Annotated in this window: 4 protein-coding genes; all 4 read left to right on the top strand. The window is 65.1% G+C overall.

The genetic code is table 11. The features are described from left to right. Window positions 1–560 precede the first annotated feature (560 nt). The 4 genes from EV374_RS11465 to EV374_RS32495 all read left to right on the top strand — a co-directional run bounded on the left by EV374_RS11465 (window position 561) and on the right by EV374_RS32495 (window position 13,894). A complete protein-coding gene (locus tag EV374_RS11465) occupies window positions 561–5,021 on the top strand; it encodes a LamG-like jellyroll fold domain-containing protein (RefSeq protein WP_132234400.1) in 4,461 nt (1,486 codons plus the stop codon). A gap of 101 nt (window positions 5,022–5,122) precedes the next feature. Then, window positions 5,123–12,037: an RHS repeat-associated core domain-containing protein gene (locus tag EV374_RS11460; protein ID WP_132234398.1), complete on the top strand. Its 6,915-nt coding sequence runs from the start codon at window positions 5,123–5,125 to the stop codon at window positions 12,035–12,037. 500 nt (window positions 12,038–12,537) lie between these two features. Continuing rightward, window positions 12,538–13,320, top strand: coding sequence for a transposase family protein (locus EV374_RS11455; RefSeq protein WP_132234475.1), 783 nt, complete (start codon window positions 12,538–12,540; stop codon window positions 13,318–13,320). A 400-nt stretch (window positions 13,321–13,720) separates the two neighbouring features. Next, complete coding sequence (locus tag EV374_RS32495) at window positions 13,721–13,894, top strand: hypothetical protein (RefSeq protein ID WP_165947760.1); 174 nt, start codon at window positions 13,721–13,723, stop codon at window positions 13,892–13,894. The last annotated feature ends 10 nt before the right edge of the window (window positions 13,895–13,904 follow it).

The following is a 13,904-nucleotide window of genomic DNA, read 5'->3' as shown; positions in this document are numbered from 1 at the left end:
CCGTGGCGCCGTCACGAGTCTGGCATGTTCAGCACAGGCGGGCCTGCTGCGGGGTGGTGGACTCCGCAGCGTGCGGCGGTACGAATGGCCCTGGACGGCGCCAGAGTGGGCGGTACCGCAGCGCGCGGAGCAGACGTTCGATGCTGGCCTGCGCATGCCGCCTGACGGCCAGCACTGGCTGACGAAGGTGCCTGCAGCCAGGCGGGCGCTGTTGCAATGATCACAACCGCAATAGCTACTCGCCACTGCGAAATTACTCTGGGTTATTTCGCTGCTTCCTCGGACCGTTGCTCCTTGTGATCAAAGCAGTTCAATATGGCTGCCCCGTGAAGGTGCCTGCTCACCGGTCGTCTAGCTGCGCCGCTCCTCGGCTAGGTGGCGGTGTACGAGGGGACAGCCGCCGGTTACGGGTTCCGATACAGTCCCGCTTCGCTTGATCGTGTGGGTGTCTAGGAGGCGCCGTGCTGGACCGTGTAGGTGGCCTGACACCCGTCGAAGTCGATGAGGGCGGGACATGCCTTGGTAGTGCTGACGGGAGGTTGTCCTGGTGCCGTCGGTGGATGGCGTTAGCGGCGACGTGGTCGCTCCTGCTTGCTGCCGCAGTGGTGGTGCCAAGTGTGTCGACGTCGCCTGCCGTCGCGGCTTCTCCGCCGTGTGGTGAGTCTGCGGCGACCGAGGCACAGGCGCTTGCCTCGGCGGCGGCGTGTGGCGCACCTGTTGCGGTGGAGGCTTCTCGTTCGGAGTACACGCAGGTGGTGGCGCAGCCGGATGGTCGGTTGTCGTTCGAGTCGGCGGTGGTGCCGCAGCGTGCGCGTCAGGATGACGGCTCGTGGGCGGATGTCGATTTGACGCTGCAGGCCGGCGCGGATGGTTTGGTCGCGCCGGCGGTCTCGGTGGCGGACGTGGCGTTCTCCGGTGGCGGAACGGGTCCGTTGGTGACCTTGCGGCGGTCCGGCAAGGTGTTGCAGTTGTCGTGGCCGGGCGCGCTTCCGGTTCCGGTTCTGTCTGGGGACGGGGCCACCTATCCAGGTGTGTTCCCGGACGTGGACCTCGTGGTGCATGCCACCCACACGGGCTTCACGCACGTCTTGGTGGTGAAGTCCGCCCAGGCGGCGGCCAACCCCGCGATCCGAAAGATCACGTTCCCGGTTGGTGGTGACATCGAGCTGGCAGCTCAGCCGGATGGGTCACTTCAGGCCACTGCCGGAGCGACGGTGGTTGCTCGCACCGATCCGGCACGGATGTGGGACTCAAGCGGTTCCGCGAGCTCGGGCTCATCTGCCGCGCGGTCCTCGACGCTTGTCGCAGGCGACGGAGCACTGAGCGGGGAAGTGGTCACCGCGGTGACGGAGACCGGCGATCTGGAGATCATTCCCGACTCGACCCTGCTTACCTCCGACGAGGTGACGTTCCCGATCTTCATCGACCCGGCGTGGTCGGTAGCGAAAGCAAAGTGGGCGTACGCGACCAGCAACAACTGCACCAACACCGACTACACGATGGCGCGGGTGGGTTACAGCCCGGAGGGTCCGTGTGTCGGGGCGAAGTTCCGTTCCTTCTTCACGTTCCCGATGACCAACGGCACGGTGTCGTTGAGCGGTAAGCACATTGAGTCGGCGTACGTGCAGATGAAGCTGTACCACTCCTATTCGTGCGGCGACTCGCCGGCGCACATGTACTTGACGCCTGCGATCAACGCGACGATGAAGGCGTCCTGGACGGGCATGGCGTTGAAGACGTGGCTCGACGGCGCGGATGGGCACGCCAACAAGGCCGGCGGGTGCTCGGACTCGCCGCAGGCCGACATGGACATGAACTTCACTGGCGCGACGGTCACCTCGCAGGTGCAGACGGCGGCGACGGGCAAGTGGAACACGATCACGGTCGGTTTCTGTGCCTGCAACGACGCCGGGCAGTACGAGTCGGAGCAGGAGCGGTGGAAGAAGTTCCGGCCCGCGAGCGCGAAGCTGGTCGTGGACTACGATTCGAGGCCGGGTAAGCCGATCAAGCTGCAGGTGGCTGGGGTGGACTGCTTCAGCGATGGAGTGAGTATCGGCACCACGACCCCGACCTTGTCTGCCGTCTACCCGGATGCGGACTCGGGGCAGACGTTGACGGGGACGTACGAGTGGATCGAGGTGCCGGCTGCCGGGATGCAGGCGGTGACCGATACGTACCCGACACGCAAGCCGCCGCCCGCGACGGCACCCGCACCGGCGAACGGCCGGGGCACGACCGCCGCGGTGACCGTGGTTTCGGGCAAGAGCTACGCGTTTCGTGTGACAGCCAGGGATCCGGCTCCTTACTGGCAGTGGAGCGGGTGGTCCGCCGAGTGGTGCGAGTTCGCTGTCGATACGTCTGTGCCGGACGCGCCGGTCATCACGCCTCCCACTTTCACGCCTCCGGACGAGGGGCCCGGCCCGGGGGAGCCGATCAGCTTCACCATCTCCACGCCCACCGCTGGGGCCACGACCGTTCCTGACGTAGCGAAGTTCCGGTACAGCTTCACGGGCCCGCCGGCTGTCCTGTACGGCCTGCGTTCCTACGCCGGCGATGGCCTTGGCGGGTTTTCCGCGACGTTCACGGAGGCGGCGTCGGCCTGGTACACCGACGGTACGGTTTTCAGTCCCGGGGACCTTTCCGGTGACAGCAAGCCCGACGTCGTCCTTCGCAGGCCAGAAACTTCCCGGCTTGAGATGGCGAAGGGCAACGGATCGGGCGGTTTCCTCGGTGCGCCTGAGTTCTTGGATGGGGCGAACTGGTCGACGGCTCAGTTCCTGTTCTCTCCTGGCGATTTCACCGGGGACGGGGCGCCGGACCTGCTCTACCGTGACGCCGCCACGCAGAACCTGTGGATGCGGCCTGGTGCGGTCGGTGGGGGACTGCAGGCAACCTCGGTGCAGATCGGTACGGGCTTCTCGACTGCTAACTGGATCTTCTCCCCGGGTGACTTCAGCGGCGACGGTAAGCCCGACGTGCTATGGCGCAAGACCGACGGCACCCTGTCGATGATTCGCGGTAACGGCACCGGTGGCTGGATCACGGGCACCTCGGAGGCCATCGGCGCGGGCTGGGGTGGTGCAGCGCTGTTCGGGCGCGGCGACTTCTCCGGCGACGCAAAGACCGATGTCCTCGTGCGCCTGAACTCCACCGGTGAGGTACGGCTGCACCGCGGCAACGGCACCGGCGGATGGCTCGACGCCACCGGCATTACCAAGGGCACCATTCCGCCAGGCGCGGGTGTGTTCACCGTCAGTGATTTCACTGGCGACGCGAAGCCGGACATCCTCGCTGCCGTCGCCGCGCCGCCCAGCTTCGGCGAAGTGCCTGCGGTCGTCAGTCCCACGAACCCTTACGTGAAGACCGCCACGGTCACTGTGCTGGCATACAAGTACGGGAAGAACATCTTCTGGGCCCGCAGCATCGACGCCACCGGAAATCTCGGAAACAGCGCCTCCAAAGAATTCACGATTGCCGAGCCGTCCCCACCGGTCGCACGGTGGCACCTGGAAACCCATCCTCAGCGCAGCCAGGCCGCTGCCCTGGAGGACGAGCAGGTGTTGCTGGGCGACACCGACGGTTCCGGGCCACTCGCGGCGGACACACCACTGACGGCTACCAACGTGACGTGGGACAGCGATGCCCGCATGGTCGGGGGACAAACCGCAGGGTTCGTGGGGGCGGGTCGGCGGGCGCAGACGGCTGGGCCCGTCGTGGACACCACCAAGTCGTTCAGCGTCGCCGCGTGGGTGCGGGTAACCGACACTGACACCACGTGCTGCAAGACCATCGTGTCTCAGGACGGCGCGGTGACCAACGGTTTCAACCTGTATTACACGCCCAACCCGAAGCAGTGGGCGTTCTCGATGTACAACACGGACGGCACCAGCACGCAGGGTGGCTTCGTGCTCGCTCCGGCGGCGACCAACACGTGGACCCACGTGTCGGGCGTGTACGACGCCAGCCAGAGGCAGATGCGCCTCTACGTCAACGGCAAGCTGGCTGGTACCACCAACCACACTTCGACGTGGAACGCCACCGGTCCCTTCCACGTCGGCTACGCCAAGTGGGGTGCCGGGCAGAGCAACAGCGGTGCGGGGCAGATCGCCGACGTCCACGTCTACAACCGCGTTCTGGTCGAGCATGACTTCACCGGCCAGCTCGCCTCCGACCCCAATTCCGGGGGCACGAACCAGCCTGGCATTCTCGCCCCCACCGAGGTCGGACGGTGGGCTTTCGACCACGCGCATCCTTGCCCTATCACCGACCGCACCGACTTGTGCGACGCCAATGACACAGCCCCGTTCGCCCGCTATCTAGCGCTCAGCCGCGGCAGTGGTGTCGCTGAAGGAAACCGCGGCGCCGGCCTGCACCTCGACAACCGGTACTTCCCTGAGGAGGGGGAGAACAGCGAGGTCACACAGGAGTACGGTCGTTCGGCCTTCATCACGGGTCAGACGACAGACGAGGACGGCAACAGCTACAACGTCTGGGCGAACACGCCGGTGCTGCGGACCGATCAGTCCTTCACCGTCTCCACTTGGGCGCGGGTTGCCCGGACCGACGCCACACAGACCATCGTCGCGCAAGACGGCGCCACCAACAGTGGGTTTCTGCTCCAATACGTTCCGGGCGCCACCAGCGGCGCCACCGGCTCGTGGGAGTTCAGCCTCCCGGCGAACCCGGGGGCGACGAATCCCGCCGACACCACGAGCATCACCGCCGCGGCACCCGACCCCGATACATCCTGGCACCACCTCGCCGCAGTCCTCGACACGCAGAATCGCCAGCTACGCCTGTACGTCGACGGCGCCCTAGCAACGACGATGACAGTGAAAGCGGCATGGACTCCATGGCAGGCCACGGGCCCACTGACCGTCGGCCGGTCCACCGCCAATAGCGCGGCAACCAGCTGGTTCCACGGTGGCGTCGACGATCTCTCCGTTTTCCAGGGAGTACTCACGCCCGCCAAAATCAACGACCTCTATCAGACGCAGGCCGTTGCTTCGCTGGAGCCGTAGCCCCATCTGAACCCGGCTGGTGGGGCAGGCCCGTCCCCGCCCCACCAGCAGCTCTGCCTCAGCTCCGACCACTCGCGTTTCGTAGGACAGTGGAGACCACAATGCTTGACCTCACGTCAACGGTGATGAGTTCGGGACCGGCCGCCCGGCGCCGCACCCGCATCACACGACTCCGCGTCCTGCTGTCCGGTGCGGTCGCGATCTCACTACTCGGCGGCTCCATGGTCGTGAGTGAACCGGTCCAGGCCAAGCCTGGCCCGCACCTTCCCGCCCAGACCAGCAAAACGAACAACCACGGCGGCCACGCCAAGGGCAAGGCGTGGCCGCACACCAGCCAGAAGCGCGAGGCGTTGCCCGCGCCGTCATGGCCGGCACCCGCCACCGCAAACGCCACCCTGCCCGCTGCAGGCTCCCGCAGCGCTGGGCTGATGCGCGTGGGCTCTTTGCCTGTACAGGTGGGACAAGCTTCCGACGCGACGAGTCCGACGATGTCGTCCGTGACGGTGCAGGTCCTCGACCGGAGCGCCGCGCCGGCGACCATGCGCGACGGCGTACTCCTACGGGTTGCTGGCGCTGCCGGCGACAAGCCCGGAAAGACGACCCTGTCGGTGGACTACACCGGCTTCCGCAACGCCTACGGCGGCGACTGGGCGTCGCGACTCAAGCTGTGGCAGGTCCCGGCCTGCGCGATCATTGAAAGTTCCCGGGCCGGCTGCAGTGTCACGGCGTTGCCCTCGTCGAATGACACGGTCGCCGGCACGGTGACCGCCGAGGTGCCCGTAACACCCGCCAGCCCCGGGCAGGCCGTTGCCGCCAACGTCACTGAACCAAGCGCGGGCACCTTGATCGCCCTGTCGGCTGGTCCGTCGGGACCGTCGGGAGATTTCGGCGCCACCCCGTTGCAGTCGTCATCGACGTGGACCGCAGGCGGGTCGTCCGGCAACTTCTCCTGGTCCCAGCCGATCCGGGTGCCACCGGCAATCAGCGGTCTCGCCCCGTCGATCAGTGTCGCCTACTCCTCGGCGAGCGTCGACGGACGATCCTCGGTGACCAACAACCAGCCCTCCTGGATCGGTGAAGGGTTCAACTACTGGCCCGGCTACATCGAGCGCCGCTACGTCCCGTGCCTGGATGACATGGAGAATGGGGCCAGTAACACCGTCAAGACGGGTGACCTGTGCTGGCGCTCCGACAACGCCACCTTGTTGCTCAACGGCCAGGGCGTCGAACTCGTCTACGAAATGGGCAAGGGATGGCACCCGCGCGAGGAGGACGGCTCCCGCGTCCAGAAGCTCACCGGAGCCAGCAACGGCGACGACAACGGCGAGTACTGGAAGATCACAACCCCGGACGGCGTCCAGTACTTCTTCGGCCAGCACAACCTTCCCGGGGAGAGCGACACCACCGATTCCACCTGGACCGTGCCCGTCGCCGGCAATCACTCCGGTGAGCCCTGCCGCCAAACCTCGTTCGACGATTCGTTCTGCGACCAGGCATGGCGATGGAACCTCGACTACGTCATCGACCCCCGCGGCAACACCCTGTCGTACTGGTATGACAAGGAAACCAACAAGTACGCCCGCAACATCGACGACACCGACGATGCCTCCTACACCCGTGGCGGCACCCTCGTGCGCGCCGACTACGGCACGTGGGACCGCGGTGCCGGCGACAGGTCGGTCACGCCGACCGCCCAGGTGCTGTTCAACACCGGCGACCGGTGCCTTACCTCCTGCACCGTCGACGCGAACTGGCCCGACACCCCCAAGGACCAGGAATGCGACGACACGTCCTGCCCGGGCCTCTACTCACCCACGTTCTGGTCCACGAAGCGCCTGTCGAACATCACCACTCGGGTGTGGGACACCACGAAGGCCACCGCCGACTGGCAGAACGTCGACTCCTGGACCTTCACCCACACGTTCCCCCCAGCCGGCGACGGCAGCGACCACGCCGGCCTGTGGCTCGACAAGATTGTCCACCAGGGGCTCGTCGGCACCACTGTGACGATGCCGCCGGTCACCTTCGCTCCCGTGTCGATGGCCAACCGCGTCCTCACCTCGAACAACACCAGCAACAACTGGCAACGCATCGACTACATCGTCACCGAAGCCGGCGCCAAGATCGACGTCGAATATTCGCTGCCCGAGTGCACAGCCTCCAACCTGCCTACCTCAGCGGCGAACAACACGATGCGCTGCTACCCGGCCCGCATCAACGACCCCGACGACCCAGCAGGCGAAGCACTGACCACCGAGTGGTGGCACAAATACCTGGTCAAGAACATCTCCGAATCCGACGTGCCACTGTCCAACGGCGCGGCACCGCCGAAGTACACCTACTACGAGTACGTCGGTGCACCCGCCTGGCACTACGCCGACGACGACGGCCTGATCGAGCCCAAGCGCAAGACGTGGAACCAGTTCCGTGGCTACGCCACTGTCCGCACCCGCGTCGGTGACGTCCCCGGCGCCCAGAGCCTCACCGAAACCCGCTACCTGCGGGGCATGCACGGTGACCGGCTGACCTCCACCACCACGCGCAGCGTCACCGTTCCCGCCTCCCTCGGCTCCGAGACGGTGTATGACGAGGACCAGTTCGCCGGCATAGTACGCGAACGAATCGTTTACAACGGCACCGACACCAAACCCGTCGCCAAGACCGTTAATGTGCCCTGGCGATCCGTAGCGACCGCCTCACGGACCATCAACGGCGATACGGTCACCGCCCGCTTCGTCCGCGAGCAGAAGACCTACAAGGCGACAGCACTGGGCGTGGACGGCGCCCGAGGGTGGCGCGTCACCAGCAGCCAGAGCTGGTTCTCCGACACCTACGGCACCGCCGACAAGGTCCAGGACAACGGCGACGACGCCGCGACCGGTGACGAGAAGTGCGAGACCCGCACCTACAACCGCAACCTCACCGCGCACCTGCTCAACAGGCTCAAACAGTCCACCGTCACCGCGCTGCCGTGTGCCACCGCACCCACCACCACCGCGCACGTCATCTCCGACACGCGCAACTACTACGACGGCGCTACCAGCCCCGACACCGCACCCACCACCGGAGCGGTCACCAGGGTCGAACAACTCAAGGACTGGACCGCTGGCAGCGGCACGACCTGGCAGACGACGAGCCAGAGCACCTTCGACGCGTTCGGACGACTCACCTCCGCCACCGACGTCAAGGGCAACGTCGTCAACACCACCTACACCCCCGCCACCGGCGGACCGGTCACCCGGGTCACCACCACCCGCCCGGCCCCCTACAACTGGACCAGCTCCACCACCCTCAACCCGTACTGGGGCTCCACCACCAAGGTCACCGACCTCAACGGACTCGTCACCGACGTCGCCTACGACGGCCTCGGCCGAGTCTGGCGCGTCTGGCTCAACGGATGGGCCAAAACCAGTCACGAGGAAAGCCCGTCCGTCCAGCACACCTACCACTACGCGCCTAACCGCGACGCCTACCCCTACACCACCTCGAAGGCCCTCAACGTCGCCGGCGGTTACAAGACGACCTACCAGATCTTCGACGGCCTGCTGCGGCCCCGCCAAAGCCAGACCGCTGGCGCGCTGCCGAACGTCACCCTCGTCAACGACGTTATGTACGACAAACTCGGCCGAGCCAACACCCAGTACAACACCCATCACGAGGCAGGCAATCCTTCTGGGACTTTCTGGTGGAAGCCTGACTGGTCCGTTCCCTCACTCATCCGTACCACCTACGACAACGCCGATCGGCCCACCGGAGAAATTCTCCTCAATGGCGACGGCATCGACAGCCTCGTCGAGGATTGGCGCATCACCACCACCTATGAAGGCGACCTAAGCACCGTCACCCCACCCGAGGGCGGCACACCCACCACCACCCTGACTGACGCCAACGGTCGCACCGTCGAGCTCAGGGAACACACCACCGATCTGGGTGTGACCGGCCCTTACCAGTCGACGTGGTACACCTACAACAGCAAGGACCAGCTCATCGAGATCGCCGATCATGTCGGCAACAAGTGGACCTACACGTTCGACATCAAGGGCCGGCAAACCGTCACGACGGATCCGGACAAGGGCGAGACTACCAACGAGTACAACGGGTACGACGAGCTTGTCAAGACAACCGATGGTCGAGGCGAAGCCCTCTGGTACGTCTACGACGCACTCGGCCGTAAGACCGAACTCCGCGACGACTCCGCGACCGGAGCCCTGCGCGCGAAGTGGAAGTACGACCAGCTCTACAGCGGATTGACAGCTAGGGCCAAGGGACAACTCACCGAGACGTTTCGTTACGACCCGCCAGGATCCACAAACATCTACAAGTGGCAGGTCGGCAACTTCAACCCGCGAGGCCAACCCAGCACCACCAACTACGTCGTACCCGCCAGCGAAGGCACCGGCCTGGCCGGCACGTGGAGCTACGGCTACGGCTACTCGCCCTACGACGGCACCCCCACCAGCATCTCCTACCCGAGCGGGGCTACTGGTAGCAGTGTCAGCAGTGGCCTGCCCAACGAGCAAGTCGAAACCATCTTCAATGCCACCACCGGCCTACCGGCATCGCTGACGTCTACTAGCCTCGCCGGCACCTACGTCTCCCTGCAGACCTACACCGAGTACGGCGAACCCAACATCACCAAGCGCCAAACCACGAACGGCCTCTACGTCGAAGACGCCACCTACTACGACGACGTCACCCGACGCGCCAACCGCATCACCATCCAGCCGCAGACCGCCGCCGGTCCAATCTCCGACCGCCGCTACACCCTCGACGACTCCGGCAACATCACCACCATCACCGATACCCCCGAAACCGGCACCAGCGAAACCCAGTGCTTCCGCTACGACGCCCTTCGCCGCCTCACCTCAGCCTGGACCCCTAACACCAGCACTCCCTGCGCCACCGATCCCACCACCGCGAACCTCGGCGGCCCCGCACCCTACTGGCTCGACTGGACCTTCGACGCCGTCGGTAACCGCACCAAAGAAACCTCCCACTCCGTGACCGGCAACACCGAACGCGTCTACACCTACCCCGCCGGCGGGCCCAACGTAGTGCGCCCCCACGCCGTCACCAAGGTCACCACCACCATCGGCACCAACCCCGCCGTCGTCACCAACTACAGCTACGACAACGCCGGCAACACCACCTGCCGCCCCGCCGGCACCGCCGCCAACACCTGCCCACCCGACGCCCAAGCCCAACACCTCGCCTGGGGCCCCGAAGGGCGCCTCACCACCATCTCCGGCAACGCTCCAACCGCCGGCAGCAACATCTACGACGCCGACGGCAACCGCCTCCTACGCCGCGACGCCACCGGCACCACCCTCTACCTCCCCGGCCAGGAAATCCGCCGCGACGACACCACCGCCCTCAGCGGCACCCGCTACTACACCTTCGGTGACAAACTCATCGCCAGCCGCAACACCGCCACCGGCCTCACCTGGACCTACACCGACCACCAAGGCACCCAACACACCACCATCAACGCCAGCACCCACGCCGTCACCACCCGACGCCAAGACCCCTACGGCCAACCCCGCGGCACCACACCCACCTGGCCAAACACCCTCGGCTTCGTCGGTGGCGACAAAGACCCCACCGGCCTCACCCACCTCGGTGCCCGCGAATACGACCCCATCCTCGGCAGATTTATCAGCGTCGACCCACTCCAAGACCTCACCAACCCCCAGCAATGGCACGGATACTCTTACGCCGAAAACAGCCCGATTACCCGCTCAGACCCCAGCGGCCTTGCATCCTGCGCCGACGACAACTGTCAGAACGGCGCTGACTACGAAAACATGTACGGCGACTACATCGACAACGGGGGACACAACGACGGTTGCCAGGGAAAGTGCGGCGACGATGACTGGCAGGAAGCGGGAAACAATTCCCCTGGGTGGGATCCGCCGGTACTCAAATGCCACTTTGGCTGCAGTGAATACCCGAACTCGCCATCGTTGGCAGCCACTCCCACGATTAAACCTCCTTCCCTCCCGGCTGGCCCCTGCCTGACCCAGGGAGAGTGCGATGCGGGGGCACCTCAGAGAGAATGCAAAAGTTATCAAGAATGCAGCCAACTCGACAGAGTTCAAGAGGACATCCGCTGTTCAAACTCTGTCCTTTGCGTCCTTAGAGGTTTCGCAAACGTTGTCGGCTTGGCTCTAGTTATCTCGGCTCCAGCGCTGGCAGCGTCTGCCGGAACCGGGGCGGGGTTGAGTTCTCTCCGAAGCAGTGGCCGAACGACCCCAAGTCGCCTCTGCAGCTTCGACGGCGAAACCCCTGTGCTTCTCGCTGACGGCAGCACCAAGCCAATTGGTGAGCTGAAGGTGGGAGATCTGGTCGCGGCCGGCGACCCTGAGACAGGCGAAGTCCGCGGAGAGGTCGTTTCGAATGTCTGGGTGCATGAAGATTCTCTTCACCTGCTGTCTGTGGGTGAAGAGTCCATTACTACGACTGAAGATCACCCTTACTGGAGCATCACGGACCAACAGTGGAAACGTGCCGACCAACTCGAGCCAGGCGAACTACTCCTAACTCCGTCAGGGGGGTCTGTTCAGACCCAAGGGCTCACGAAAGCATTCGGATTTGTGGGCCTGGCTTACAACCTGACGGTCGACCGCATCAACACGTACTATGTGCTCGCCGGCAACGCCCCGGTACTGGTACATAATACGAACGGTTGCATTCCATGGTCGAACGGAAGTGTCAGTAGCGCTGCCAGGTCAATCGACAGCGGCGCCACAAGTATCAACGTTCGATCGCGTGCGGAGGCCGAGGAGTTGTTCCTTCGCATATATCAGGGGCAGGGTTATCGAAACGCTACTGGCTTCGACGGTGTTGGGACTAAACAGTATTTTGGGTCGAAGGTGGGTACCTATCACTGGGACGACGTGCTCGGGGCTGATGGGAGAGTGGTGGGCCATGGGGCAAACAACGCTGACGGTGCGCTGCCGCATCTTCAAGTCCATACCTTCGAAGGTCCCATCGTGCGGATATTCTGGGGCGGATAGGTGAAGATTCAAGCAAAGAATCGCCTAGTGATGAGCAAGGCGCATGTGTCTGCTCGTAGGGTGAGCGGTTCCGGCGACAGTTACTCGTGGGTCTGGGTCCTGCCCCTTCCGGATGGTCGATTCAGAGTGGCCGCGATTGAGGTACCTAAGCATTTGGTTGACGAGGACATCTGCTTCGCGGAAGAGGATATGAGGACGCCCTACCTGAGAATCGTAAATGAACTCGACGGTATCGATGCGGCGGTACGGGAAGCTGGCGTTGATCCTGAGATGTTGGACGCGCCTTGGAATAACGACTTCCCCCTGTAATGCTTCAATTGTGGCTGCGTGATAACTCGCGTTATCGCGCAGCCGTATGTCGCTGCGCCTTGGGTTCAGTGAGCCCTTTCCATCGTGATGGGCCTGGTCACTGTGGGTCGGGGAGGGGTCTGTCAACATAGGAGGAGGATCCCGGTAAGACAGCAGTCGACCAAAACCCGATGCCCCAACCGGGAGCCTCGCTGCTGTCTTACCCGTCCGCGGTCGCGCTGTCCAGCCGCACCCTGAACCACCTGGCCGACCTCATCCGTGCCGAACGCACCAGCCGCCGTGGCCGGTGGCGACGTCTTGATGCCGGCCGGCAATCCCTGCTCGCCCTGGCCCATCTGCGTAACGGGGACACCATCGCCCGTCTGGCCTGCGGCTTCGCGGTCAGCGTCACCACAGCCTGGCGGTACGTCCGAGAAGCCACCAACCTGCTCGCCGCGCACGCCGAGGACCTGAACGCGGCCATACGGCGCATCGCCCGGCTCGCGTACGCGATCCTCGACGGCACCCTGATCCCCATCGACCGAGTCGCGGACCAGAAGCCGTACTACTCCGGGAAGCACAAGCGCCACGGAGTCAACGTGCAGGTCATCGCGGACTGCAAGGGACGCCTCATCTGGGCCTCGCCCGCCCTGCCCGGCGCCGTGCACGACCTGACCGCCGCCCGCACCCACGGCCTGATCAACGCCCTGAGCAGCGACAACGTGATGACCTTCGCCGACAAGGCGTACCAAGGCGCTGGCGGCAGCATCCGCACGCCCTTCAAGCGCCGCCGTCACCGGCCGCGGCTGTCCCGCCGGCAGAAGACCGCCAACCGGCACCACGCCAAGACCCGCGCCGTCGGCGAGCGCGCCGTCGCCACCCTCAAGGGCTGGAAGATCCTGGCCAAGCTCCGCTGCTGCCCCCGACGCGCCACCGCGATCATCAAGGCCATCCTCGCCCTGCATCACGGCCCGACCAGCCAAAACCCACGATAAAAAGCGCTCAATGAAAAGCGCTTAGTGGGTCCATGACGTCATGCGGACCCACAGTAGTCGGATGCCCGTATGACGCCGAGGTACTGGTATCGGCTGGTGAATCCATGGGTGTGCCTCGGCATCCTGCACTACGTCAAGGACGAGCCGTGGGTCGACCTCGGCCCGGCGCGAGGTTCGTGGTGGTGGACCTCGACTTCGGCGTCGAGGATTGAGTCGCCGAGGCGGCGCTGTTCGCGCTCATCACCGACGCTGTACCGGAAACTGGCCCTGCGGGGGGAGGGGATACGACAGCTCGGCTGGATGCGGCGGTGGCAGCGGATCGGTTGGTCACGACGAGGAGTCGCTGGCGCAGTTGATGCTCGTAGCCCCTAACTGCCGTGCGGACCGGACTGTGGCGGCCGTGGCACTGGCCCGCCCCGCGCAGGACGACGACGACGAGGAACCCGCGTCGCCCAGGAAGCTGGCGGCAGCGCCGCGGCTGGCACGCCAGGGCTCGTCGGGCGGCAACACCAAGGCCAACTCGGCCCCAGCTACTGAGAGCATGCTGATCGCAAAGAGCGCCCGGCTGACCTGAACAGCTCTAT

Source organism: Micromonospora sp. CNZ303, assembly GCF_004345505.1.
The sequence above is the reverse complement of the archived record's forward strand: the minus strand, read 5'-3'. Positions and strand labels throughout refer to the sequence as shown.

Coding starts and splice junctions, on each gene's coding strand:
- EV374_RS11465 (WP_132234400.1), top strand. CDS start 561: ATGGCGTTAGCGGCGACGTGGTCGCTCCTGCTTGCTGCCGCAGTGGTG.
- EV374_RS11460 (WP_132234398.1), top strand. CDS start 5,123: ATGCTTGACCTCACGTCAACGGTGATGAGTTCGGGACCGGCCGCCCGG.